Origin of the sequence: Sagittula sp. NFXS13, from assembly GCF_040148795.1 — a bacterium.
GTDB classification, from domain to species: domain Bacteria; phylum Pseudomonadota; class Alphaproteobacteria; order Rhodobacterales; family Rhodobacteraceae; genus Sagittula; species Sagittula marina.
The window spans coordinates 659,242-682,956 of sequence record NZ_JAGEMH010000001.1; the positions used below are offsets into that span (position 1 = coordinate 659,242).

Annotated in this window: 21 protein-coding genes; 13 read left to right on the forward strand and 8 right to left on the reverse strand. The window is 63.5% G+C overall.

Going from position 1 to position 23,715, the window contains the following annotated elements:
- Positions 1 to 21: 21 nt before the first annotated feature.
- Positions 22 to 342 carry a virulence factor gene (locus J4E08_RS03145; RefSeq protein ID WP_183964504.1) on the reverse strand — a complete coding sequence of 107 codons (321 nt, stop codon included), beginning with the start codon at positions 340 to 342 and terminating at the stop codon, positions 22 to 24.
- Between the two features lie 530 nt (positions 343 to 872).
- Here J4E08_RS03145 and J4E08_RS03150 point away from each other — a divergent pair.
- Positions 873 to 1,985 (forward strand): Ppx/GppA phosphatase family protein, encoded by a 1,113-nt coding sequence (locus tag J4E08_RS03150; RefSeq protein ID WP_349537248.1) that lies wholly within the window; start codon positions 873 to 875, stop codon positions 1,983 to 1,985.
- A gap of 78 nt (positions 1,986 to 2,063) precedes the next feature.
- Positions 2,064 to 2,777 carry an RlmE family RNA methyltransferase gene (locus J4E08_RS03155; protein WP_183964508.1) on the forward strand — a complete coding sequence of 238 codons (714 nt, stop codon included), beginning with the start codon at positions 2,064 to 2,066 and terminating at the stop codon, positions 2,775 to 2,777.
- Here the strand turns inward: J4E08_RS03155 and J4E08_RS03160 are convergent.
- Positions 2,774 to 3,043, reverse strand: a complete 270-nt coding sequence (locus J4E08_RS03160; protein ID WP_349537249.1) for a hypothetical protein — start codon at positions 3,041 to 3,043, stop codon at positions 2,774 to 2,776. The two genes, J4E08_RS03155 and J4E08_RS03160, sit on opposite strands and share 4 nt — an antisense overlap.
- 113 nt (positions 3,044 to 3,156) lie before the next feature.
- Between J4E08_RS03160 and J4E08_RS03165 the strand changes: the two genes are divergently transcribed.
- From J4E08_RS03165 to J4E08_RS03175, 3 genes are read left to right on the forward strand one after another with little or no spacing between them, the layout of a single operon-like run.
- Positions 3,157 to 3,783, forward strand: a complete 627-nt coding sequence (locus tag J4E08_RS03165; protein ID WP_349537250.1) for an SGNH/GDSL hydrolase family protein — start codon at positions 3,157 to 3,159, stop codon at positions 3,781 to 3,783.
- Positions 3,780 to 4,235 (forward strand): lipocalin, encoded by a 456-nt coding sequence (locus tag J4E08_RS03170; RefSeq protein WP_349537251.1) that lies wholly within the window; start codon positions 3,780 to 3,782, stop codon positions 4,233 to 4,235. The genes J4E08_RS03165 and J4E08_RS03170 overlap by 4 nt, the downstream gene beginning before the upstream one ends.
- Positions 4,236 to 4,266: 31 nt before the next feature.
- The gene (locus J4E08_RS03175) at positions 4,267 to 5,532 is read left to right on the forward strand and encodes a glycerate kinase type-2 family protein (protein WP_349537252.1); all 1,266 of its coding nucleotides are present in this window, start codon (positions 4,267 to 4,269) and stop codon (positions 5,530 to 5,532) included.
- 298 nt (positions 5,533 to 5,830) lie between these two features.
- Here J4E08_RS03175 and J4E08_RS03180 read toward each other — a convergent pair whose 3' ends face one another.
- On the reverse strand, positions 5,831 to 6,352 hold the full coding sequence (locus J4E08_RS03180) for a hypothetical protein (protein WP_349537253.1): 522 nt from the start codon (positions 6,350 to 6,352) through the stop codon (positions 5,831 to 5,833).
- Positions 6,353 to 6,548: 196 nt separating this feature from the next.
- Positions 6,549 to 7,919 (reverse strand): M20/M25/M40 family metallo-hydrolase, encoded by a 1,371-nt coding sequence (locus J4E08_RS03185; RefSeq protein ID WP_349537254.1) that lies wholly within the window; start codon positions 7,917 to 7,919, stop codon positions 6,549 to 6,551.
- A 498-nt stretch (positions 7,920 to 8,417) separates the two neighbouring features.
- Between J4E08_RS03185 and hemA the strand changes: the two genes are divergently transcribed.
- From hemA to J4E08_RS03205, 4 genes are all read left to right on the forward strand, one after another.
- Entirely contained in the window at positions 8,418 to 9,641 is a 1,224-nt protein-coding gene (hemA, locus tag J4E08_RS03190) for a 5-aminolevulinate synthase (RefSeq protein WP_349537255.1), read from the forward strand.
- A gap of 121 nt (positions 9,642 to 9,762) precedes the next feature.
- A complete protein-coding gene (locus tag J4E08_RS03195) occupies positions 9,763 to 11,460 on the forward strand; it encodes a helix-turn-helix domain-containing protein (RefSeq protein ID WP_349537256.1) in 1,698 nt (565 codons plus the stop codon).
- An 86-nt stretch (positions 11,461 to 11,546) separates the two neighbouring features.
- Positions 11,547 to 12,677 carry a flavodoxin-dependent (E)-4-hydroxy-3-methylbut-2-enyl-diphosphate synthase gene (gene ispG / locus J4E08_RS03200; protein WP_183964526.1) on the forward strand — a complete coding sequence of 377 codons (1,131 nt, stop codon included), beginning with the start codon at positions 11,547 to 11,549 and terminating at the stop codon, positions 12,675 to 12,677.
- Between the two features lie 56 nt (positions 12,678 to 12,733).
- A complete protein-coding gene (locus J4E08_RS03205) occupies positions 12,734 to 14,080 on the forward strand; it encodes a sensor histidine kinase (RefSeq protein WP_349537257.1) in 1,347 nt (448 codons plus the stop codon).
- Here J4E08_RS03205 and J4E08_RS03210 read toward each other — a convergent pair.
- Genes J4E08_RS03210 through J4E08_RS03220 form a run of 3 tightly spaced genes read right to left on the reverse strand, consistent with a single transcriptional unit; the run spans position 14,065 to position 16,625 of the window.
- A complete protein-coding gene (locus J4E08_RS03210; RefSeq protein WP_349537258.1) occupies positions 14,065 to 14,508 on the reverse strand; it encodes a thioredoxin domain-containing protein in 444 nt (147 codons plus the stop codon). The genes J4E08_RS03205 and J4E08_RS03210 overlap by 16 nt on opposite strands.
- Positions 14,505 to 15,272 carry a DsbA family protein gene (locus J4E08_RS03215; protein WP_349537259.1) on the reverse strand — a complete coding sequence of 256 codons (768 nt, stop codon included), beginning with the start codon at positions 15,270 to 15,272 and terminating at the stop codon, positions 14,505 to 14,507. Before J4E08_RS03215 ends, J4E08_RS03210 begins: the two co-directional genes overlap by 4 nt.
- A 33-nt stretch (positions 15,273 to 15,305) precedes the next feature.
- On the reverse strand, positions 15,306 to 16,625 hold the full coding sequence (locus tag J4E08_RS03220; protein ID WP_349537260.1) for a M48 family metalloprotease: 1,320 nt from the start codon (positions 16,623 to 16,625) through the stop codon (positions 15,306 to 15,308).
- Between the two features lie 68 nt (positions 16,626 to 16,693).
- Between J4E08_RS03220 and J4E08_RS03225 the strand changes: the two genes are divergently transcribed.
- The 4 genes from J4E08_RS03225 to prfB all read left to right on the forward strand — a co-directional run bounded on the left by J4E08_RS03225 (position 16,694) and on the right by prfB (position 23,221).
- Positions 16,694 to 17,851, forward strand: a complete 1,158-nt coding sequence (locus tag J4E08_RS03225; protein WP_349537261.1) for a pyridoxal phosphate-dependent aminotransferase — start codon at positions 16,694 to 16,696, stop codon at positions 17,849 to 17,851.
- A gap of 74 nt (positions 17,852 to 17,925) precedes the next feature.
- Entirely contained in the window at positions 17,926 to 19,137 is a 1,212-nt protein-coding gene (locus tag J4E08_RS03230) for an N-acetylmuramoyl-L-alanine amidase (protein WP_349537262.1), read from the forward strand.
- A gap of 149 nt (positions 19,138 to 19,286) precedes the next feature.
- The gene (locus J4E08_RS03235) at positions 19,287 to 21,830 is read left to right on the forward strand and encodes a penicillin-binding protein 1A (protein WP_349537263.1); all 2,544 of its coding nucleotides are present in this window, start codon (positions 19,287 to 19,289) and stop codon (positions 21,828 to 21,830) included.
- Between the two features lie 266 nt (positions 21,831 to 22,096).
- The gene (prfB, locus tag J4E08_RS03240; protein ID WP_183964542.1) at positions 22,097 to 23,221 is read left to right on the forward strand and encodes a peptide chain release factor 2; all 1,125 of its coding nucleotides are present in this window, start codon (positions 22,097 to 22,099) and stop codon (positions 23,219 to 23,221) included.
- 74 nt (positions 23,222 to 23,295) lie between these two features.
- On the opposite strand, the gene J4E08_RS03245 is transcribed toward prfB, so the two are convergent.
- Positions 23,296 to 23,640, reverse strand: coding sequence for a hypothetical protein (locus tag J4E08_RS03245; RefSeq protein ID WP_349537264.1), 345 nt, complete (start codon positions 23,638 to 23,640; stop codon positions 23,296 to 23,298).
- Between the last annotated feature and the right edge of the window lie 75 nt (positions 23,641 to 23,715).

Sequence of the window (23,715 nt, forward strand, 5' to 3'; positions counted from 1 at the left end):
CCTCCTTCAGTCTCATTGTGATTACGAAGCGGCGGGCGTGCTGGCCCATCCGTTGTTTGCGATCAGGGTCTTGATGCGGTCGGTGTCGTATTCGGCCTCGATCCGGGCGGCGGCTGCCTGCGCGGCCTCCATCGGGTCGCCGTCCACCTTGCCGTCGACGGCCTTGCGCCATTCCGCGAGGTAGTCGTCGGTGCCGGCCGCGCCTGTCTTCATCGCGGCACGGTCAATGGCTTGTTCAAAGCGCTCGGCCAACTGGACCTTTGCGCCACGCCGGCCTTTGCCGACGATCACCTGTGCCGGGATGTCGCGCCAATAAACGATGGTGAGGTCAGAGCTGGCCATGGTCGGCTGATTCCCTTGTTCGCATGTGCAATTCGTAACCATGGCGCGCCGGTTTCGGCGTCGTTTTTCGACTTTCGGCGCACCATCCGCGACAGCCTATGTCAAAGGCCGGACAGTTGGAACGGGGCCAATGCCCCAAAGTTTTCAGGAAAATGATGAACGGATTGCTACTTCGCGGCCAGGTTCGCGCGGCGTTTTTAAGCAATCGTCAGGGGAGGTGAACGAACTCCGAAGAAACGCCCGCCATGGGACAATGAGGTGTTCGGCGCGCAAGCTGGCGTTGGCTGGCTATCTGGTCGGCTGGGTGAAATGGGGTGGGCAGACGGGTGGGTCGGCCTTGGTTTGGTCTGCGATTTGCGGGAGATGGAGGCAGCACATCGGACCTGTGCGTTGCTTTTCGGAACAGGAATGCCGCGACGTCGAAACGTATTTCGGTAAACACTGCGGGTTCTCTTGTTCATGCGCCTTGCCTGATGCCGCTCAGAGCCCTATCCTTATCCTCAAGTTGACATCGGATAAGGCGCAATGACATGGCGCCCAAGCGTCCCAAGGCTGCGGGCGCTTTCCCGAGACCGGTTGAGAGCCTCGCGCCTATCAACCCAGATCCCAATGCGCTGTATGCGGCGCTGGATCTGGGAACAAACAGTTGCCGCATGTTGATTGCCCAACCCAAGGGCAGTCAGTTTCATGTGGTCGACAGCTTCTCCAAGTCCGTCCAGTTGGGACAGGGCCTTGAGATGTCTGGCCGATTGAGTCGTGCGTCCATGGGGCGCACGGTCGCGGCGTTGCGCGTGTGTCGCCAGAAAATCGAACGGCACAAAGTGGAACGCATGCGGCTGGTGGCCACGGAAGCCTGCCGCCGGGCCAAGAATGCCCGCGATTTCATCCGTCACGTGCGCCGGGAAACCGGCCTGACGCTGGAGATCATCCAGCCCGAGGAAGAAGCGCGTCTGGCAGTGATTTCCTGCGCGCCTCTGGTCTCGACCAAGACGGAGCAGCTGTTGGTGGTGGACATCGGCGGAGGATCGACGGAGCTGGTCTGGATCGACCTGTCTGCCGTGGAGCCGCGCGAACGTCCGCGTGCGATCATGCGGTTGCACGCCGGGTTTCACCCGCCCGACAGCCCGTTTCCCAGCGCCAAGGTCGTGGACTGGATTTCGGTGCCCCTTGGCGTGGCCACCTTGCGGGATCAGTTTGCGGACGTGCAGGATGACGCGGCGCGCTACGCGCTGATGAGCTGGTTCTTCGAAGAAAACCTTGCGGACTTCGCACCCTATCAGGACGAGCAGGCGCGCGAGGGGTTTCAGATCGTCGGCACCTCCGGGACGGTGACGACGGTGGCGGCGTCACACCTTGGGCTGCGGCGCTATGACCGGACGAAGGTGGACGGGCTGCGCATGTCCTCGGACCAGATCGACACGGTCATCAACGGCTATCTTGAAATGGGACCAACGGGGCGTCGGAGCGATCCGCGCATCGGGCCGGACCGGCATGCCCTTATCATGAGCGGGTCTGCGATCCTGCAGGCGTTGCTGCGGCTGTGGCCGACGGATCGGCTGTCGGTGGCGGATCGCGGTTTGCGCGAAGGGTTGCTGTATGCGCAAATGTCGGCGGATGGTGTTTTGGAAGACGGTCCCTTATAGGGAGTGAATCTGATCGCCGGGGCGTGTCCACGGACAGATCGAAAGAGTTCAACCAGGAAGTAGCAGAGGGTCATTTGCATGGCGAACGGGCCGACAAAGAACAGTTCGGGGCGCGGGCAACGCGATCTGAAGGTCAAGGTCAAGACCGCACGCGGGCGCAAGTTGTCCTCGACGCTTTGGCTGCAACGGCAATTGAACGACCCCTATGTCAAGCGCGCGCAGGCGGACGGCTTTCGCGGGCGCGCGGCCTACAAGATCCTTGAGATCGACGACAAGTATCGCTTTCTCGTGCCGGGCGCGCGGGTCGTGGACCTTGGCTGTGCGCCGGGCGGCTGGTGCCAGGTGGCGGCCAAGCGGGTCAACGTCATGGGCGAACGCGCCGGCAAGAAACAGGGCTATATCCTGGGCGTCGATTTGCAGGAGATGGAGCCGCTGGCCGGCGTGGAACTGCACCAGCTTGATTTCATGGAAGACGGTGCCGACGACAAGGTGAAAGCGTGGCTTGGCGGCAAGGCCGATGTGGTGATGTCCGACATGGCGGCGTCTGCCTCGGGGCACAAGCAGACCGACCACCTGCGGATCATCGCGCTGTGCGAAGCGGCGGCGGAGCTGGCGTTCGACGTGCTCGAAGAGGGCGGGACCTTTGTGGCGAAAGTGCTGGCGGGCGGGGCCGAAGGCACCTTGCAGCACATCCTCAAGCAGCGGTTCAAGAAGGTGTCGAACTTCAAACCGCCCGCGAGCCGATCCGATTCCTCGGAGAAGTTCGTCGTGGCCACCGGGTTTCGCGGTTAAGGGCGCAGCCTGCGCCAGAAGCCTTTTTGTGGACGTGGCGGCGACAGGGAGCGTGTGGCGCTGTCCAGCAGCACACGGATTTCGTCGCCAGAGAGCGCTGCGGGCGTGTTGCTGAGCCGCGTGTCGATGCGCGGCGTGTCTTCGCCATCGTCCACCTCCGGCTCTTGCTGATAGAGCGCGAACAGGCGGTTGTAGCTTTGGGAGCGATCGTTCGGGGCTGCCACGGTGCGGGTCCGGTCTGGTGAAGGGTGCGCTTTGAGTGGCATGTGGGCGCGGGCTTGCCAAGTGTCTTGAAAGTCCAGTTGTATGGGCCTTTCCGGTTGACCCTGCACGCGGGCTTCGTTTGGGTAAATTTCAGGCATTTGAGGAGAAGACCGGCATGGCGGTGATCTTGTGTTACGGCGACAGCAACACCCACGGCACCGCGCCGCTGGAACGGCCCGGAAGCCATGACCGCCATCCCAAGGGGCAGCGCTGGGTTGATGTGCTGGCCGAGGGTCTGGGCGCGGATCATGAGGTGATCGCCGAAGGGCTGCCCGCGCGGACCACGGTGCATGATGATCCGGTGGAAGGCGGGTGTCGCAACGGCGCGTTGGTGTTGCCGGCGATTTTGCATTCGCATCGTCCGGTGGACCTGCTGATTGTGATGCTGGGGACCAATGACCTGAAGTCGCGGTTTTCCGTGACCGCGTGGGAAATCGCGCGGTCGGTGGAACGGCTGGTGCTGATGGCGCGGGCCGAAGACGTCGTGGATCGCATCCTGGTGGTGGCGCCGGTGCCGGTGCGGGAGTGCGGCACCTTGGAGGCGGTCTTTGTCGGGGCGGAGGTGCGCCAGCAAGGGCTGACGGAGTTGCTGCGCGAGATGGCCACACGACAGGGCTGCGGGTTTTTCGATGCGGGCGCACACGCGCAGGTGTCGCCGCTGGACGGGGTGCATATGGATGCGGCCGGTCAGATGGCGATTGGCCGCGCCATGATCCCTGCGGTGCGGGAAGCGCTGGCGTGAGGGCAATTTGGGTGGTTGGTCTGGTCGCCTTGATCGGCTGTGCCAAGCCGCCGGACGCGGTGATCAACCGGGTGCCTGTGCGCAACCCCACGACGCCAGTGGCCAGCCAGGCGGATGTCACCGCGGCGCGGGTGATGGGCGATTGGGTGGTGGTGCAAAGCTCTTTGGCCCCCCAAGGCACAGCGGTTCATGTGGGAAACTCCGCGCTGCACATCGGGGCCCGCATGATGCCGATGCAGGCGCGCGGGCAGGGGCGTTTCGCCAGCGGTGAGGGCCAGATCTGGGTGCACTGGCTGGATGCGGACAATCGGACGATGGCGCTTGGCGATCCCGAAGGCGGATGGTTTGCCATTCTGGACAGATCGGGGCGGCCCGGGGAACGGTTGCGCGCGGCGCGTGAGATCCTTGAATGGTATGGGTATGATGTGACGCGGGGCCTGGCGGACAGCTGACGCGCGCGACCATCACATGAGGAAGCAAGTCATGGATAAAAGAGCCTTTTTGGTCGAGCTGTTTGACGCGGCCGTCGCGGCGGCGGACCCGCGTGTTGCCCTGCGGGACGTGATGCCACCGAAACCGAAAGGGCGGACCGTGGTGATTGCCGTGGGCAAAGGGGCGGCGCAACTGGCTGCGGCCTTTGAGGAGCTGTGGGGCGACCCTGTGGAAGGGGTGGTGGTGACGCGCTATGGCTATGCCGCGCCGTGCAAGCATCTGCCCGTGATGGAGGCCGCGCACCCGGTGCCGGACGCCGCCGGATGCGCGGCGACAGAGGCTGTGTTGCACGCGGTGGAAGGGCTGACAGCGGAGGATCTGGTGGTGGCCCTGGTCTGTGGTGGCGGGTCGGCGCTGTTGCCCGCGCCGCCTGACGGGCTGACGCTGGAAGACGAGCAGGCGCTGAACCGGGCGCTGCTGGCCTCTGGTGCTCCCATCGGCGTGATGAACGCGATCCGAAAACACGTGAGCCGCGTCAAGGGCGGCCGGCTGGCGGCGGCCTGTGCCCCGGCGCAGGTTGTGTCGCTGGTGGTCTCGGATGTGCCGGGCGATGACCCGGCGCAGGTGGCCTCCGGGCCGACGGTGCCGGATCTGGTGCGCCGCGACGATGCGCTGGCGATGATCCGCACCCGTGGCATCACGCTGCCGGCGCGGGTGATGGCGCATATCGAAAGCGGCCCGGCAGAGGCACCGCAGCCCACCGACAGCTGTTTTGACGGCAATGTGGTGCGGGTGATTGCCTCTGCCCGCTTGTCTTTGGAGGCGGCGGCGGCGAAGGCGGAAAGCCTTGGCATCCCTGCTGTGATCCTGTCGGACGCGATCGAGGGCGAGGCGGCGGATGTGGGCGCGGTCCATGCCGCCATCGCGCGCGAAGTGGCACGGCGCGACCGTCCGTTCAAGGCGCCCGTTGTGATCCTCTCAGGGGGCGAAACCACGGTGACTTTGGGTGAGGCGCCGGGGCGCGGCGGGCGGAACACCGCGTTCCTGTTGGGTCTGGCGGAAGGCATCGAGGGGGCGCCGATCACAGCTTTGGCAGCCGACACAGATGGCATCGACGGGACGGAGGACAACGCCGGTGCCTTTGCCGATGGCCAGAGCCTGTCCCGACTGCGCGCGGCGGGACATGATCCGCGCGAGTTCATGCGCGGGCAAGACCCGTACTCGGCGTTCGAGGTGCTTGGCGATCTGTTCGCGCCGGGGCCGACGGGCACAAACGTCAATGATTTCCGCGCCATATTGGTGGATGCGTCGGAATAGGGCGTCGGATTTGGGAAGCTGAGGATCGGCTTCCCCAGACCCGTCCGGAGTGTTTTGAAGCTAAGACGTGCGATTGGTCGTTGGCGTCGGGTCCACCGCAATGCGGAAGATGGACACGCTGCGCTTTATCTCTGGACGACGGGTGTATCGTGTCAGGTCGGCGACTGCGGTCTGACGAGCCTGCCCCTGTCAGTTGGGTTTGGGCTGGAACGGCGGGTTCGCTTCGGCCCCACGGACGGCTTCCAGACGCTGCCGAAGCAGGCCGAAAACGGAAACAGGTCCGGTGACAGACGCCGGGTCAGTCGCTGAGCGGCATATTATTTATTGCCATCACGGGGCTATCCGTGAGCGTGGTGCCGGCGGCCAGTATGATCCGCTGGCTGTGCTGGTCCAGCATGCCCAGCCCGCCCTGCCACAGGCCTGCGGGCGTATGAAATAGCGCAACGGCGAGCAGCGCGCCCAGAAGAATGCCGCCGGAGTTCTTCTTTTTCCCGTCGGATTTGGCAAAGTAGCGCACCACATGGAGCAAGAGCAGCACCATGGAGGCGGCCAGCATCACCGCGAGGCCGGAGAAGATCCACTGGTGGTAGTGGTCGGGCAGGTTGCCCTGGCTGAGCGAGGCGGTGATGTGATCGCGGCGGTTGGAAATCGAGGCGACCAGATAGATCCAGCCGAAACCCATCAGCGCCATGCTGAGCGGCCGGGCAGGGGTCCGATCCTTGGCGTAGGCTGCGGGTCCCATCCGCGCAAAGCGTGAATCGACGCGGGCGACCCGTTTGCGGAAGTCAACTTGGGACAGTTTGCGGAATGCTGTGCTCATGTCTGCTTTGCTACCCCCGGATTCGGGCAAAATAACGCCGGATTGTGGCCATCGCCCCGAACATGTCGGCTTGGTTGCGAAAAATTTAAGAACGCGGGCCGGAATTGCGTGGAAAGTGCAGCTCCGGCCCTGACGTGTTTTGTTTCCTTCACTCCGAGGGCCACTCAGGCGTTAACCTGGCGGACATCATTGCCGCTTAGCTTATGGCGTCGAGGATTCGCGCCCAGCTGCGGATGCCTTTGTGGAAGCTTTCGACGTCGTATTTTTCGTTGGGAGAGTGGATCTGATCGTCGTCTTTGGCCCAGCCGACGAGCATCGTGTCCATGCCGAGGATCGACTTGAAGTAGCCCGCCACCGGGATCGAGCCGCCACAGCCGGTAAAGGCGGCCTCCTTGCCCCATTCTGCGCCCAGCACGGCGCGCGATTGTTCAAACGCCGGGTGATCGGTGGCCATCTGGCTGGCGGGGGAAGCTCCGTGGGCGTGGAATTCGGCTGTCACATCCTCGGGCAGCTGCGCCTGCACCCACGCGCGGAAGTTGTCGCGGATGGCGTGGGGGTCTTGTTGACCGACGAGCCGGAAGGAGACCTTGGCCCGGGCTTGCGCGGGCAGCACCGTCTTGAACCCGTCGCCAGTGTAGCCGCCGATGATGCCGTTGATCTCGGCGGTGGGGCGGGACCAGAGCATTTCCAGCGCGGTGCGATCCTGTTCGCCTGCGGGTTTCGACAGACCCACGTCGCCAAGGAACGACGCGTGGTCGAAGTTCAGGCCGTCCCATTGCGCCTTGATCTCCGGGTCAAGCTCCGGGACGCCTTCGTAAAAGTCGGGCACCTGGATGCGGCCATTGTCGTCATGCAGGTTGCCGAGGATTTTCGCCAAAACGCGGATCGGGTTCTGGCCCGCGCCGCCGAACATGCCGGAATGCAGGTCCTTGGTCGCGCCGGTCAGGGTGATTTCCTCGCCACACAGGCCGCGCAGCTGCGTCATGATGGACGGGGTTTTGGATTCGAACAGCCCGGTGTCGCAGATCAGCGCGATGTCGGCCTTCAGCTCCTTGGCGTTTTCATTGAGGAAGGGGATCAACGAGGGGGAGCCGCTTTCTTCTTCGCCTTCGAAGAAGAAGGTGATCTTGCAGGGCAGGCTGCCGTTGACCTCTTTCCAGGCGCGGCAGGCCTCGACGAAGGTCATGAGCTGGCCCTTGTCGTCGGATGCGCCGCGTGCGCGGATGACGCGCCCCTTGGGGGTCTCCTCGATGGCGGGATCAAAGGGGTCGCGGTCCCACAGGTTGAGCGGGTCCACCGGTTGGACATCGTAATGTCCGTAGAACAGCACGTGCGGGCCGTCGCCGTCCACGTGACCCACAACCATGGGGTGACCGGGGGTGGGGCGTTTTTCTGCCGCGATGCCGATGGAGGCCAAGTCGGAGACCAGCCAGTCGGCGGCGGTGTCGCAATCGGCCTTGTAGGCCGGGTCGGTGGAAATCGAGGGGATGCGCAGCAGTGCCATCAGGCGGTCCAGCGCCTGCGGCAGGTCGGAATCGATGCGGGCGAGAGTGGCGTCGAGAGTCATGTATGCTCCTGTCATGCTTTGCGGCGAAGCTATCACGGCGCGCGGCCATGTCCAGCCAAGGCCGGTGTGCAGGGGGCTGTGCGTCGACATGCGACAATATGTGTGTAAATCCAATTAGATTGCAGTGGCACCGACGGGCCTGCGGAGATACATCAGCCCGCGACGGCAGTCTGTTTGCCGCGGTGTCCCGTTTTTGCCCGGGTAAACGCCCGCCTTGAGGGGCCGGCCGGCGCAGGGGAAATGGTATGGCCAAAGGTCGGTATCCCCAGGGGTAGGCCGATGGTTTCCGATCCGCTAAACAGGTGTTCGACAGGAAAGATGACGACCGGATATTTCTTTGTGCCGCTTGATCTGGGTCAAGGATGCGACGGAACGTCCGGACTTAGACGGTAGACAGATGCTTTTTCGGGCATTAGTTATTCACGAACTTGAATGCGGATATGCTCCGCCAAAGGGTCGCCGCCGAATGACGCGCCCATGATGAGAAGGAGGAGCCCGGTGGACTACACCGCGAAACTCGACGATGCCCTGAACCAGCTTCACCAAGAAGGTCGCTATCGCACCTTCATCGATATCGAACGTAAGAAGGGCCAGTTTCCGCACGCCACGTGGCGCAAGTCCGACGGATCAGAGACGCCTGTCACCGTGTGGTGCGGCAACGATTACCTGGGCATGGGACAGCATCCGGTTGTCCTGTCCGCGATGCACGACGCGATCGACGCAACGGGTGCAGGCTCTGGCGGGACGCGCAACATCTCTGGCACGACGGTCTATCACAAGCAGCTGGAGGCGGAGCTGGCCGACCTGCATGGCAAGGAAGCATCGCTGCTGTTCACCTCTGCCTACATCGCCAATGACGCCACGCTGTCGACGCTGCCCAAGCTGTTTCCCGGTCTGATCATCTATTCCGACGCGCTGAACCATGCCTCCATGATCGAAGGTGTGCGTCGCAACGGCGGGGCGAAGCGGATCTTCAAGCACAACGATCTGGACGATCTGCGTGCCAAGCTGGAGGCAGACGATCCTGCCGCGCCGAAGCTGATCGCATTCGAATCAATTTACTCGATGGACGGCGATTTCGGCCCGATCGAGCAAATCTGTGATTTGGCAGACGAATTTAATGCGCTGACTTATATCGACGAAGTGCACGCCGTGGGCATGTATGGGCCGCGCGGTGCCGGCGTCGCGGAGCGTGACCGCCTGATGCACCGCATCGACATCATCAACGGCACACTGGCGAAGGCCTATGGTGTGATGGGTGGGTATATCGCGGCCTCTGAAAAGATGTGTGATGCCGTGCGCTCCTACGCGCCGGGGTTCATTTTCACCACGTCGCTGCCGCCTGCGGTGGCTGCGGGTGCGGCGGCGTCTGTCGCCCATCTGAAGCGTGATCCGGGTCTGCGCGAGCAGCATCAGGCTCAGGCCAAGATCATGAAAACACGTCTGAAATCCTTGGGCATGCCGTTGATCGACCACGGCTCGCACATTGTGCCGGTCATCGTCGGCGACCCGGTGCATACCAAGAAGTTGAGCGACATGCTGCTGGAGGGCTACGGCATCTACGTGCAGCCCATCAACTACCCGACTGTCCCGCGCGGCACGGAGCGTCTGCGCTTTACCCCGTCCCCGGTTCATGGCCCCAAAGAGATGGATCACCTGATCCGCGCGATGGATGAACTTTGGAGCCATTGCGCGCTGAATCGTGCCGAAATGGCGGGCTGACCCCCTGCGTGCCTGTCAAAGTGCTTTCTTTGTGGTAACGTTTTATCAATAACCGGGCTGCACGAATCGTGAGAGCCCGGATGGGCAGGCACATATTGATAGTAAGTTGGGGCAGTCGCGCATGATCGGGCGTAAAACCCAGAACCTAACCGACAGCGCCCCTGAACATCAGGGCTTTGACGGTTTCGCTCTGCAATTAGGCGACGTCATGCGTGGCGAACGCGCCACCATGGGGAAATCGCTACTCGATGTGCAGCGGGAGTTGCGCATCAAGGCGAGCTACATCGCCGCGATCGAGAACTGTGATCCCAACGCTTTTGACACACCCGGGTTTATAGCTGGTTACGTGCGCTCTTATGCGCGTTATCTGGGGATGGACCCGGACGAAGCATTTTCGGGGTTCTGCAAGGAAAGCGGTTTCGCTGTCGCGCACGGCATGTCCTCCGAGGCGTCCGTGGTGCGCAAACCCACTGCCGACGATGTGCTCAAGCCGCGTGTGCGCAACCACCTGGCAGAGCCGAACCTGCCCTTTGCCCCGGCCTCCGACAGTATCTTTTCGCACATCGAGCCGCGTGCCATTGGGTCGTCCCTGGTCCTGCTGGCGCTGATTTCCGGCATTGGCTACGGCGCTTGGGCCGTGCTGCAGGAAGTGCAGCGCGTGCAGGTGACACCCGTGGATCAGACGCCTGTTGTGCTGAGCGAGCTTGACCCTCTCGACGCGGCGCGCGCGGACCGCACGCCTTCCGAAAAGGTCACGAAAGATGTCGCGGGCGTGTTCACGCCGCCGACCACCGAGGCCTTTGACCGCCTGTATCGCCCACAGGCGCTGGATGTGCCGGTGCTGGTGGCGCGGGATGAACCGATTTCGACGCTTGATCCCGACAGCGGTGGGCTGTTTTCCGGGCGCGGTGCGGCGTTGCCGTCCGTTCAGGACAGCGCGCTGGCAGCGGCTGCTTTGGCGGAAGGCATGATCGACCGTGCTCAGGGCCAGACCGCTGTGCAAAGCGGACAGATGCTTGCAGGCAATGGCGTCTCCGTGATCGCTGTGCGTCCGGCTTGGGTTCAGGTGTCTGACGAGAGCGGGACCGTTTTGCTGTCCCGCGTGATGAACGCGGGCGAAAGCTATTCCGTGCCGCGCGATTCGAATGCGCCGCGCATTCAGGTCGGTGAATCCGGATCTGTGTATTTCAGCGTCGATGGCACGGTTTATGGGCCTGCGGGATCGCGTGGGGCGGTGACCGAGAATGTCTCGCTCGCCGCGGCCGATCTGACGGAGCAATATGGCCCGGCGGATACATCGCGTGACGAGGATCTGATGACCACGCTGGTGGCGATGGATCTGCTTGGCGATTCGGCGGAACCCACGGTGCAGGTGGCCTCCGCTGTGCCAGAGCGTCAGCTGACAGCGCCGGTGGCGCGGCAGCCCCAGACGCCGGATGTTACGCCGGTTTCCCCGCGTGTCACGGCTGACGCGCCTCCGGGGATCACCGTGGTGGCAACATCGGAAACATGGGTTGAGGTGACGACGACCTCCGGCAAAAAGATCTTTGCCCAGACGTTGCAGGCGGGCCAGACCTACCAAGTGCCTCAGACCGACCAGCCGCCGACGATCTTTTCCGGCAATGCGGGCGGTGTTTTCTTTGCGGTGAACGGTCAGACCTTTGGCCCCTATGGGCAATCCGGCCAATTCGGTCGCAACCTTGCCCTGTCCGCCGACGCCATCACGCAGAAGTTGCAGGTGGCGGATCTGACACAGAACCAGACCCTCGCGCGGGTTGTTGCGGAGCTGCGGCTTCAAGACACCGGCCCGGGTCGCTGATTGGCCGGGGTGGCGGGGCGTTGCACTTTCGCTCTGTCCTCGGCCATCCTATATCCTGACAGGACAACCATAACAGGAGACTCGGCATGAGCCTCAATCATGTTCGCCCGTGGCGTAACATTTACCGCCGCACGTCCCGTCAAATCATGGTCGGCAACGTGCCGGTCGGAGGGGATGCGCCGATTTCCGTCCAGACGATGACGAACACGGCGACCACGGATATCAAAGGCACCATCGCGCAAATTCAGGCCGCCGCCGATGCGGGGGCCGATATTGTCCGCGTGTCTGTCCCGGACGAGGCGTCGTCGAAGGCGCTGAAGGAGATCGTGCGCGAAAGCCCGGTGCCCATCGTGGCGGATATCCACTTTCACTACAAACGCGGCATCGAAGCGGCGGAAGCCGGCGCGGCCTGTCTGCGGATCAACCCCGGCAACATCGGCTCCCCGGATCGGGTGCGGGAGGTCATTCAGGCCGCACGCGATCACAGCTGTTCGATTCGCATCGGCGTGAACGCGGGCAGTCTGGAACGGCATCTGCTGGAAAAATACGGTGAACCCTGTCCCGACGCCATGGTCGAGAGCGGTCTGGACCACATCCGGATCTTGCAGGACAACGATTTTCACGAGTTCAAGATCTCGGTGAAGGCCTCGGACGTGTTCATGGCCGCAGCCGCGTATCAGCAGTTGGCGGAAGCCACGGATGCCCCGATCCACCTTGGCATCACCGAGGCGGGGGGACTTGTGTCCGGCACCGTCAAGAGCGCGATCGGCCTTGGCAACCTGCTGTGGATGGGGATTGGCGATACGATACGCGTGTCGCTGTCCGCCGATCCGGTCGAAGAGGTGAAGATCGGGTTCGAGATCCTCAAGTCGCTTGGCCTGCGCCATCGCGGTGTGAACATCATCTCCTGTCCCAGCTGCGCGCGTCAGGGGTTCGACGTGATCAAAACGGTGGAGACACTGGAAAAGCGGCTGGAACACATAAAAACGCCCATGTCCCTGAGCATCATCGGCTGCGTGGTGAACGGGCCGGGTGAGGCGTTGATGACTGATGTGGGTTTTACCGGCGGCGGTGCAGGGTCCGGCATGGTCTATCTGGCGGGCAAGGCGAGCCACAAGATGAACAACGAACAGATGGTCGATCACATTGTCGAAGAAGTCGAAAAGCGCGCCGAAGCCATAGAGGCCGGGGCCGTGTCGACCGAAGCGGCCGAGTAACACACAGGGATTGGGAGACCCCGAACGCGGGGGGGCATGAGCAGCGCAGGAGCGGTATGAGAGGATTACCCGGGCTGGACACTATGTTTGTGTTGGACACGCACGTGATCCGTGCCCAACATATCTTGCGCCGCCGCGAGTTGATCTTTCGCGGGTTCAGCCTTTTCATTGCGTGCCTGACGCTGTTCCTTGTCTTCGGGATGGGCGAAACGCTTATCTGGTTCGTGGGGCGCATGGCGATCTATCTGCCCTTCATGTGGGTCGCGGCGCGCTTGCCGGATCGGCTGACCGGGTGGCGCCTGATCGGTCTGGTGATCTGGATTCTGGTCGATACGCTGAGCTACACGTTGATGGCCGTCTGGCTTTGGTATCTCGATGATCGCGTGCTGGACCTGTTTGCGCTGGCGATTATCGTGACCGCTATGCTGTCGGTCAGCTGGGTGCGCGCCGAATCTGCGCTGCTGTGGGTGTGTGACAGCATCTCCATCGCGGTGACGGTCATGCTGGTGCCGATCATCTACTACCTGCAAGGCGGCGGGTTGATCGAGACCATGATGGGCTTTGGGGTGTTTGCCTTGGTGCTGGTCTATTTTGTCATGGCCAACTTCTCGGTCTGGCGGGCGCGGAAAGAGACGCGGCAGGCCCAGGGGCTGGAGGTGGCGCGGGCCAAGCGCGACGCGGTGGGCAAGCTGGCCGGTGGCATGGCGCATGATTTCAACAACCTGCTGACGGTGGTTCTGGGCAATCTTGAACTGGCGCGATTGACGACGAAGCCGGGGGATCGCGCGGAATACATCGCGGAGGCGGAACGGTCCGCCAAACGCGGCGCGGAGATGATCAAGCAGTTGCTGGCGTTTTCGCGCAAGGCGCGGCTGGAGACGCGCACCGTCGATGTGGCCGAGATCTTTGACGGGGTCACGCCGTTGATTTCCAACGTGCTCGGGCCACAACACCGGATGATCTGCGCGCCGGTGCCCAAAGGTCTGCCAAAGATACGGGTGGACACGGGGAAGGTGCAGTCGGTGCTTCTGGAGCTGTTCCTGAACGCCCGGGACGCCATGCCTCGCGGTGGCGATATCCGGTTGGAGGCGATGGAAACCACGGCGCTGGACATACCGACCGTGAGCCTGTCGGTTCAGGACACCGGCGAGGGGATTGCGGCGGACCGCCTGAGCCTCGTGTGCGATCCGTTCTACAGCACGCGCAACAAGGCGACGGGCTTGGGCCTGTCCATGGTGCGCGGCATCGTGGAACAGTCCGGTGGTCGGCTGGACATCACGTCTGAACCGGGGCAGGGCACCTGCGTGACCCTGCATTTTGCGGCGGTCACGCAGGCGGTTGGTACGCTACCGAGCGAGGCGTCGAAACTCGGGCCGCACCGCATGGATCACCGGCTCAGGTAGGTCCGGAGCACAAGGTCGGGCATATGTCCCTGGATAAGCCTGTCCGGCAGCACGTAGGCGGGCAGCGCATCGAATTGCAGACGCTCGAACATGGCGCGATGCTCCGCGTTTTCGAGGGAGAACGATCGCCACGGCACGTCGAGGTCATTGGCCAGATCGGTCAGCTCGCGGCGTGCACGGTCGCAATCTTCGCAATCAGGGCCAACAAACAGGACAATCTCGGCAGGACGCGCGCCCTCGGTCAGAGGGGCGAACAAGGTCGGCGCGTCAGCGGCAATGCGGCTGCGATCCGCGCTTTTTTCCGCCCCGTAGAGGTCGGTCGCCGGCGGCGCCGTCAGCGCGCGCAGACGTTCCTCTGCCGTGGGTTCGAACTGGGCGAACCCCGGCGCCGCGATCAGCAGCAGCGCCGGAAGGAGATACCGTATCACTCGGAGGCGCGCGCCTGCGCCACGATCTGTTCCATCGCGGGCAGCGGTGCATAGCCACGCACCATTTCATCGCCAAAGACGAAGGACGGCGTGCCGCTGATCTGCATGGCCTGCGCCAGCGCGCGGGTTTCAGAGATGCGGCGCTTGACTTCGTCGCTGTTCATCTCCGCAAGGATCGCCTCGCCGTCGAGGCCGAAGGTGTCTGCCAGACGGGTCAGCGCGCTTTCGCTGGGGTTGCCTTCGAGCGCGATCAGCGCGTCGTGGACCTGACCATAGGCCTCATCCCCGGCGACGATCTGCGTCGCGATGGCGAATTTCGACGATTCCAGGGACGCTTCGCCCAGGATCGGGAATTCCTTGACGATCAGGCGGATGTTGCCGTCGTTTTCCACCAGCTCGGTGACTTCGGGCGCGGCCTTGCGGCAGTATCCGCAGCGGTAGTCCATGAATTCCACGATGGTGAAATCGCCGTCGGGGTTGCCGCCGACCCAGGAATAGCCGTCGTCGAGAAGCGCCTCGCGGTGGGTTTCCACCAGCGACTGATCTGCGACGATCTGTTGCTGCGCTTCCATTTCCTCGAGCTTGGACACGGCGTCCATGATGGTCTGCGGGTTTTCCAGCAGGTAGTCGCGGACCGCCTCACCAAAGGCCGCACGCTGCGTGTCCGTCATGTTGTCAATGTCAAAGGCGTCCTGCGCAGAGGCCGTGGTGGCGCCCAGAAGGCAGGCGGCGGTGACGCCGGCTTTGAGAAGTGTCTTGGACATGGTGTCTCCGTGGTTGCGGTATTGGTGTAGTCTCTAGCGACGTTTTGCCTGTTTGGCAGCACTTAACACATCTTGGGCCCGCTGCCACGGGGCTGAACCGCGCGGCAGTTGATCGGCGGCGCGCCCGGCATGCAGTTCCGCGTCCGTCAGGCGGCCGATCAGGGCGTAGCGTTCGGCGGTGGCCAGCGAGGCCATGCCGGTGTTGCCGAGCTTGGCATAGGCGACGGCGAGGTCGCGCAGCAGGCGGGGGTCGGAAAAGTCACGGCCCCGCGCGCCTTCGAGCGCCTGCAATGCGCCCTTGGCGTTGCCGGTGGCCAGACGCGCCCGGCCCAGACCGCCGAGGATCAGCGGTTCACGCGGGGCACGGTTGGCCGCGGCGCTGTAGACTTGTTCAGCGGCCTTGAACTGACGCGTTTCCAGCAGGATCTGCCCCTTGAGCTCCAGCAGGTAGGGGTCCTTGGGGCGCATGGCGATGGCGGCGTCGATGGATTTCAGCGCGCGCCGCAGATCGGATTGCCTGTGGTAGGCCACGGCCTGCCGCATCAGGGCCACGTCCTTGTATGGATCGGACCCGGCGCGGCGCAGGGTCCAGCCGGGCGCGCGTTTGAAGGCGGTCAGCTTGCCCTTGGCGCGGGCGAACCAGTATTCGGCGGCGGCATTGGGCGCGGCCTTTGGCGCGCTGGCAACAAGCGCCTCCAGCGCGCGGAGGCGGTCGCGGGACAGCGGGTGGGTGACGGCGTAGGGGTCAAGGCGGCTTTCGTTCAGGTTCAACTGCCCGGTGAAATGCTTGATCGTGTCCACGGCTCCCTGGGGGTCGATCCCGGCGCGTACCATGTAGCGGACGGAGGCGATGTCTGCCGAGCTTTCCTCGGCGCGGGTGTGGCTGAAAAAGCGGCGCTGGCTGGCGCTTTGCGATCCCAGCGCAATACCGAGGGCGACATTCGGATCGGCACCGGAGGCCCCGGCCACAGCCGCCAGCGCAAGTCCCAGACCGGCGGCGTTGCGGGCGGAGCGCATGTTGGCCAGACGGCGCGCGATGTGGCCGTTGGCGATATGCGCGGCCTCATGGGCGATCACCGATTGCAGGGAGGCGGCGCTGTCGAGTTTCATGATCAGGCCGGAGTGCAAAAAGATGTGACGCGCATCGGTGACAAAGGCGTTCAGCGAACTGTCGTCCAACACGACGATCTGCACCTGGCTTGGCGTCAGCCCGGCGGCGGTCAGAACCGGGGCTGCCAGTTGTTTCAACGCGTATTCCATATCTGCATCGCGCAGGAATGTGGCGGCGCGCAGAGGGGCTGCGGCCAACAGGCTGAGGGCGAGGATCGCGGCGAGCAGGCGGGAGAGGGTCATTGACGGCACTGGGGTCTCGCTCATAAGCGTCGGGGCAGACAGGTTGCGCCCAGAGTAGAGAGACAGACATGAGAAGTTCAAGACGCGGGAACGTCGATCCCTTTATCGTGATGGATGTCATGGAAGCTGCGCGGGCCCGCGAGGCCGCCGGACATCGGGTGATTCACATGGAAGTGGGCCAGCCGGGCAGCGCCGCACCGGAGCCCGCGCGCACGGCACTGGCCGAGGCGCTGAGCCATGACCCCATGGGCTATACGGTCGCCCTGGGCATCCCGGCATTGCGGGCGCGCATCGCGCAGCTTTATGGCGAATGGTACAACGTCGACCTTGATCCGGCCCGCGTGGTGGTGACGTCCGGGTCGTCGGGGGGCTTCGTCCTGGCGTTTTCGGCGCTGTTCGACGCCGGTGACAGGGTGGCCCTGGGGCGTCCGGGCTATCCGTCCTATCGCCAGATCCTGAAGGCCATGGACCTTCAGCCGGTCGAGGTCGAGACCACGCTGGAAAACCGCTACCAGCCGGTGCCGGGGGATCTGGAGGGGGTCGATTACGAGGGGCTGCTGATCGCCTCGCCGGGCAATCCCACCGGCACGATGCTGGACAAGCCTGCCCTGAGCGCCCTGCATGATGCCGCCAGTGCGCGCGGTGCGGCGTTCCTGTCGGATGAGATCTACCACGGGATCGAATACGACAAGCCCGCCGTGACCGCGCTGGAAATCAGCGACGATGTCGTGGTGATCAATTCGTTTTCGAAGTATTTCTCCATGACGGGCTGGCGCGTGGGCTGGCTGGTGGTGCCGGATGAGTTGGTGCGGCAGGTGGAGCGGCTGGCGCAGAACATGTTCATCTGCGCACCGCATGTGAGCCAGCTGGCCGCGCTCGCCGCGATCGACGCCAGAGAAGAGACGGAGGCCAACCTCGCCGTTTACAGCCGCAACCGTGACCTGATGTGGGAAGGCCTGCGCACAGCGGGGTTTGATCGCATCGCGCCGCCGGACGGGGCGTTCTATTTCTACGCCGATGTCAGCCACATCACGCAGGACAGTGTCAGCTTTGCGCGCGAGATCCTCGAAGAGGCGGGCGTCGCGGTGACGCCGGGCTTGGATTTCGACCCGGTGCGCGGGGGAGGCACGCTGCGTTTTTCCTATGCGCGCGGAACCGATGACATCGAAGAAGGGCTTGCGCGGCTGCACGCCTTTATGAAACGGCGGGGGCTTGCACAGGGGTGAGGCCCCTCTGGGCGGGGCAGGCGCGACCTGATAGCATACCGCAAAACAACCTCTGACCGGGGATACATCGGGTGATGAGCAGAATATTCGCGTTTCTTTTCGTGCTGGTCTGGGCTGTGCCGGGCCTGGCGCAGGAGGCATCGGGCCTTGCGCGCTACGAGGACGGCGGGTTCAAGGACCGCCGGTTTGGTGGCGGCAGTGAGCTGCGGCTGACGCTGTCGCAGGGCGTGCCGTGGCGGGTGTTCACCGTGGCGGACCCGTATCGGCTGGTGGTGGATTTCCGCGAAGTCGACTGGTCCGGGGTGACAGATCGGGAGCTGAACGCCAGCAAACGCGTGCGCCAGGTGCAGATGGGCAGCTTTCGCCCCGGCTGGTCGCGGCTGGTGGCGGAACTGACAGGGCCGCTGCAGGTCTCCGAGGCGAGCCTGTCGGTGGCCACGGAGGGCGGCAGCGCGGAGCTGCTGCTGCGCTTGGAAGACACCGACGATGTGAGCTTTCGCGCGCGGGCCGGTGTGCCCAGCGATCCGGATTGGAAACGGCCCGAGGCAAAGGCGCGGGCGCCCGCACCGCGTGCCGCCGGCGCGCCGATCGTGGTGGTGCTGGACCCCGGCCATGGCGGCGTCGATCCCGGCGCACAGCGGGCAGGGGTCAACGAGGCCGACCTGATGCTGACCTTCGCGCGTGAATTGCGCGATGTGCTGCTACGCTCTGGCAACTACGATGTGGTGCTGACGCGCAATGAGGACAGCTTTGTCTCTCTGGAAAGGCGCGTGGCGCTGGCGCATGAGGCTGGCGCGGATATTTTCATCTCGCTGCATGCCGATGCGCTGGACAGCGGCGTGGCGCATGGCGCGTCGGTCTACACGCTGGCCGAAGACGCGTCTGATGCCGCCTCGGCGGCCCTGGCGGAGCGGCATGATCGCGACGACCTGCTGGCGGGCGTGGATCTGAGCGGGTCGGACGACAAAGTGGCGTCGATTCTGCTGGATATGGCGCGGCTGGACAACACGCCGCGCAGTCAGGCGCTGTCGACCCATCTGGTGGACGAAATCCGAAGCGAATTGGGCTACGTGCACAAGGACCCGGAGCGGCAGGCGGCGTTTTCCGTGCTGAAATCGGCGGACATTCCCTCGGTGCTGATCGAGCTGGGGTTTCTGTCATCACAGGAGGATCTGCGCAGTCTGCAGGACCCTGCATGGCGCGGGGGCATGGCCGCTGGCATTCGCGACGGTCTGGCCGCTTGGATCATCGAGGACAAGGCGCTGGCGCGGCTGCGTCGGCAGTAGGCGAACGCTACGGACCGTGTCCGTCGCGCGTCCGGATAGCAGATCGGCAAAGCCGTGCCGCTCTGGCGCGGTTGTGTTTTGACCCATGCCTCGAAAACCGCTAAGCGAGGCGGAACAAGGCTTGAACTTCCCTAAAATGAGGGCTGTGCGTGACGCGGTTCATCTTCTCCTTCTTTGGCGGCATCTTTGCCGTAGTGACCATGGGTGCGATGATGATCGCGCTGACCATTGGTGCTGTGTTCTGGATGTATGGCCGCGATTTGCCGAGCCACGAACACCTTGCGCAATATACGCCACCGACCATCAGCCGAATCTACAACGGCGAAGGCCGCGTGATCGACGAATTCGCTCAGGAACGGCGTCTGTTCACCCCGGCGAATGAGATCCCGGACATGGTGAAAAACGCGTTCATCTCTGCCGAGGACAAGAATTTCTACACCCACCAGGGCTATGACGTGCGTGGGATCGCGGCAGCGGCGGTTCAAGCGGTCGAATCTGGTGGTCGCGACGTGCGTGGCGCCTCGACCATCACGCAGCAGGTGATGAAGAACTTCCTGCTGTCGGGCGACCGTCGGGCAGAGCGCAAGATCAAGGAGATCATTCTGGCCTCCCGCGTCGAAGAGGCGCTGGACAAGGACAAGATCCTGGAGCTGTACCTGAACGAGATTTTCCTAGGACAGAACAGCTTTGGCGTGACCGCAGCGGCGCAGACCTATTTCAACAAATCCCTTGGCGAGCTGGAACCGCATGAGGCGGCGATGCTGGCCTCCATGCCGAAGGCGCCGTCGGATTATCATCCGGTGCGCCGCAAGGAGCGTCTGACCCAGCGCCGCGATTATGTGCTCTCCGAGATGCTGGACAACGGCTATATCGATCAGGCGACCTATGCACACGAAGTCGCGCAGCCGCTGCGGTCGGTGCAGAACGGCGACTTCGAGCCCTATTCCCGTGGTCTGCCGCCGCGCGATTACTTCACCGACGAGATTCGCCGTCAGCTGAGCCGCGACTTTGGCGAGGAGCAGTTCTTTTCCGGCGGGTATTCCGTGCGGGCGACGCTTGACCCGGAGATGCAGAACGAAGCGGCCCATGCGCTGCAAGGCGCGCTGGAGCGCTACGACCGTAGCCTTGGCCGTTGGCGGGGCACGGGCAAAAGCATCGACGCCGCAACCCTCGATGACGAGGCCGCCTGGCGCGCTGCTTTGTCCGACGTTCGTGCGGCCCGCGATGTGACCCTGGACGACATCTGGCGCGTGGCCGTGGTGCGGGAAGTGCGGGACCAGTCGCTGCTGATCGGGATCGAGGGCGTTCCGCTGGACGATCCCCGTGGGATGGAGATCCCGCGGTCGGACACCAGCTGGTTCTCCGGCAGCCTGTTCGACAACTTCGAGCCCGGCGACGTGATCCATGTGCGCCAGATGACCGAAGACGGGTCCGGCGACTTCTTGCGCTGGACGCTGAGGCAGGTGCCGCAGGTGCAGGGCGGGTTCATGGCGATGGACGTGAACACCGGGCGTGTGATCGCCATGCAGGGGGGGTTCAGCTATCAGAACTCGGTCTTCAACCGCGCGACACAGGCGAAACGTCAGCCGGGGTCGAGCTTCAAACCGTTTGTCTATGCCTCGGCGCTGGACAGCGGTTATACCCCGGCGACCATCGTCGTGGACGCCCCGATCGAGATCAACACCCCCCAGGGTGTCTGGCGTCCCAAAAACGCGTCGAACCAGTTCTACGGGCCGACGCCATTGCGCACGGGCATCGAACGCTCGCGGAACCTGATGACCATCCGTCTGGCCCAGGAGGTCGGTATGGATGTGGTCGCCAACTACGCCGAGAAATTCGGGGTCTATGACAATATGGGACGCGTTCTGGCCAACGCGCTGGGGGCGGATGAGACCACGCTGTTCCGCATGGTCGCAGCCTACGCCATGTTCGCCAATGGCGGAGAGCGGGTGGAGCCGACGCTGGTCGACCGCGTGCAGGACCGCTATGGCAACACGGTCTACAGCCACGATGCGGCGCAGGGCAACAAGCGGGTCTGTGTCGATTGCTTCGATCCCAACCTGCCCGAAGGGCGCAGCCCGCGCATCGTCAACGAGCGGGAGCGTGTCATGGACCCGATCACGGCTTATCAGCTGACATCCATGATGCGCGGCGTGGTGGAGCGTGGCACGGCCTCCAGAACCGTGAAGCTGTCCGTCCCCACGGCGGGCAAGACCGGGACCACCAACGACGCAAAGGACGTGTGGTTTGTGGGCTTTACCTCCAACATCGTGGCGGGCTGTTACATCGGCTTTGACAACCCGCGCTCGCTGGGGCGTGGCGCGTCAGGCGGCGGGTTCTGTGGTCCGGTATTCACGCAATTCATGCGCGAAGCGGTCAAGAAATACGGTGGCGGCGAATTCAAGACGCCGGAAACCTGTAACTTCGTCAACATCGACCGCTTCAGCGGTGCGCGCCTTGGGGCAGGGGCATCGGGCGCGAACGTGGTGTCGGAATGCTTCCGCGAGGATGACCTGATGAACGGCATCTGGGGCGTTCAGCTGGACGGGGGCTTTGCGGTGTCCGGCAGCTTCGACCTGATCAACCCGGACAGCGACTCTGTCGCGCGGGAGGTCACCACCTCCACCGGGCGCAAGGCGGTCGTGGGGCCCAAGGCGGGCTTTGGCACGCTGTCGTCGGGTGGTCTGTACTGAGCACGCACTTTTCGAAGCAATTTGAGCGCGCGTCGGAGAGATCCGGCGCGCGTTTTGCCTTGCGGGTCTATCCGCGGCGGTAGCGGCCCCGTGCCTTCGCAGCGCCGCTGAACATGCCGGAGCCGCGCCATAGACAGTGGATCACGCAGGTTGTGATCGCCCTGCGCCATGGCCAACCGGTGTTGTATCACTTGCCACCTTGCTCCTGTGGCTCCCCCTTGGTATCACGCGGGGCCACAGACCCCAGCCAGTTTCAGGACACTATCATGCGCGCCGAAGCCCAGAACAATGTTGAGAAGATCCAGAAATCACTGGAGCTGCTCAAGCAGCGGCTGGGCTGGGAGACGGCGCAGCACCGGCTGGAAGAGTTCGACGCGCGCATGGAGGACCCCAACCTGTGGGACAATCCGGCCAACGCGCAGAAACTGACCAAGGACCGGCAGGCGCTGGTGTCGGCGCTGGACACCTACAACGCCCTCAAACAAGAGCTTGAAGATCAGGTTGAGCTGATCGAATTGGGCGAAATGGAAGAGGACGAAGAGGTCGTGGCAGAAGCCGAAACCGCGTTGAAGGCGCTGGTTGACGTGTCTGCCAAGAAGGAGCTCGAAGCGCTGCTGGACGGCGAAACCGACGGCAATGACGCGTTCCTGGAGATCAAGTCAGGCGCGGGCGGCACGGAAGCCTGCGACTGGGCCAACATGCTGGCGCGGATGTACGTCCGCTGGGCCGAAAAGCGCGGTTTCGAGGTCGATCTGCAGGAAGAAACGCCGGGCACAGAGGCCGGCATCAAATCCGCGACCTATCAGATCAAGGGCCCGAATGCCTACGGCTGGCTGAAGTCGGAGAGCGGTACGCACCGGCTGGTGCGGATCTCTCCCTTTGGCAAGGGCACGCGGGAGACATCCTTTGCCGCGATCGGCGCCTATCCGGTGATCGACGACAACATCGAAATCGAAGTGAACCCGGCGGATATTCGTATCGACACCTATCGCTCGTCCGGTGCCGGTGGTCAGCACGTCAACACCACCGACTCGGCCGTGCGGATCACGCACCATCCCACGGGCATCGTGGTCACGTCCTCCGAGAAATCGCAGCACCAGAACCGCGACATCGCCATGAAGGCGCTGAAATCGCGGCTCTACCAGATGGAACTGGACCGTCGCAACGCCGAGGTCAACGCACTGCACGAGGCGAAGGGCGACGCGGGCTGGGGCAACCAGATCAGGTCTTACGTCTTGCAGCCCTACCAGATGGTCAAAGACCTGCGCACCAACCACGAAACGGCGGACACCTCCGGTGTGCTTGATGGTGATCTCGACCCGTTCATGGAAGCGACGCTGGCCATGCAGGTGTCGGGCAAGAGCCGTGCCGACGCTCGGTCGGACGACTGATCCTCTGATCTGAAGGACCGTTTGAGTTGTAGGGAAGGCAGTCTGACATCTATGTTGGACTGCCTTTTTTCCGGTCAGGCCAACGAATCGTAAAACCCCGTCCATGCCGGTGGTTCCGGGTATCGGTTGCGGAACGTCTGCTTTTCGTCCGGTCCGAGACCTTTGAACCACGTGACGAAATTCGTCATCAGGGTTTCGCCGCGCCGGACCTTCCACGTCAGACTATCTTTCGTGGATTCAGGGGCTAATAGCCAAGGCGGCTCCCCCTTGTGATTGCGGTCCGGCAACGTTTCGCCAAGCTCTTCAAGTGCGATGCGCAACTGTGCGAAACCGTCCGGCGCCTGCATCAATGTCGGCACGTCGATGTGGCGTATCCGCCCGTCGTCCCCGCGTCGTATCGGGTTGTGTTGATATGGCATAGGTCTCCCCTCCTACATCTTATGGTAGTACGGTTGGGGAGCGTGGGTAAAGAAATCTCTAATATGGCCCAGATA

Excerpts from the sequence above, each read along its gene's own strand:
- J4E08_RS03145 (WP_183964504.1), bottom strand. The coding sequence starts at position 342 with ATGGCCAGCTCTGACCTCACCATCGTTTATTGGCGCGACATCCCGGCA.
- J4E08_RS03150 (WP_349537248.1), top strand. The coding sequence starts at position 873 with ATGGCGCCCAAGCGTCCCAAGGCTGCGGGCGCTTTCCCGAGACCGGTT.
- J4E08_RS03155 (WP_183964508.1), top strand. The coding sequence starts at position 2,064 with ATGGCGAACGGGCCGACAAAGAACAGTTCGGGGCGCGGGCAACGCGAT.
- J4E08_RS03160 (WP_349537249.1), bottom strand. The coding sequence starts at position 3,043 with ATGCCACTCAAAGCGCACCCTTCACCAGACCGGACCCGCACCGTGGCA.
- J4E08_RS03165 (WP_349537250.1), top strand. The coding sequence starts at position 3,157 with ATGGCGGTGATCTTGTGTTACGGCGACAGCAACACCCACGGCACCGCG.
- J4E08_RS03175 (WP_349537252.1), top strand. The coding sequence starts at position 4,267 with ATGGATAAAAGAGCCTTTTTGGTCGAGCTGTTTGACGCGGCCGTCGCG.
- J4E08_RS03180 (WP_349537253.1), bottom strand. The coding sequence starts at position 6,352 with ATGAGCACAGCATTCCGCAAACTGTCCCAAGTTGACTTCCGCAAACGG.
- J4E08_RS03185 (WP_349537254.1), bottom strand. The coding sequence starts at position 7,919 with ATGACTCTCGACGCCACTCTCGCCCGCATCGATTCCGACCTGCCGCAG.
- J4E08_RS03195 (WP_349537256.1), top strand. The coding sequence starts at position 9,763 with ATGATCGGGCGTAAAACCCAGAACCTAACCGACAGCGCCCCTGAACAT.
- ispG (WP_183964526.1), top strand. The coding sequence starts at position 11,547 with ATGAGCCTCAATCATGTTCGCCCGTGGCGTAACATTTACCGCCGCACG.
- J4E08_RS03205 (WP_349537257.1), top strand. The coding sequence starts at position 12,734 with ATGAGAGGATTACCCGGGCTGGACACTATGTTTGTGTTGGACACGCAC.
- J4E08_RS03215 (WP_349537259.1), bottom strand. The coding sequence starts at position 15,272 with ATGTCCAAGACACTTCTCAAAGCCGGCGTCACCGCCGCCTGCCTTCTG.
- J4E08_RS03220 (WP_349537260.1), bottom strand. The coding sequence starts at position 16,625 with ATGACCCTCTCCCGCCTGCTCGCCGCGATCCTCGCCCTCAGCCTGTTG.
- J4E08_RS03225 (WP_349537261.1), top strand. The coding sequence starts at position 16,694 with ATGAGAAGTTCAAGACGCGGGAACGTCGATCCCTTTATCGTGATGGAT.
- J4E08_RS03230 (WP_349537262.1), top strand. The coding sequence starts at position 17,926 with ATGAGCAGAATATTCGCGTTTCTTTTCGTGCTGGTCTGGGCTGTGCCG.
- prfB (WP_183964542.1), top strand. The coding sequence starts at position 22,097 with ATGCGCGCCGAAGCCCAGAACAATGTTGAGAAGATCCAGAAATCACTG.
- J4E08_RS03245 (WP_349537264.1), bottom strand. The coding sequence starts at position 23,640 with ATGCCATATCAACACAACCCGATACGACGCGGGGACGACGGGCGGATA.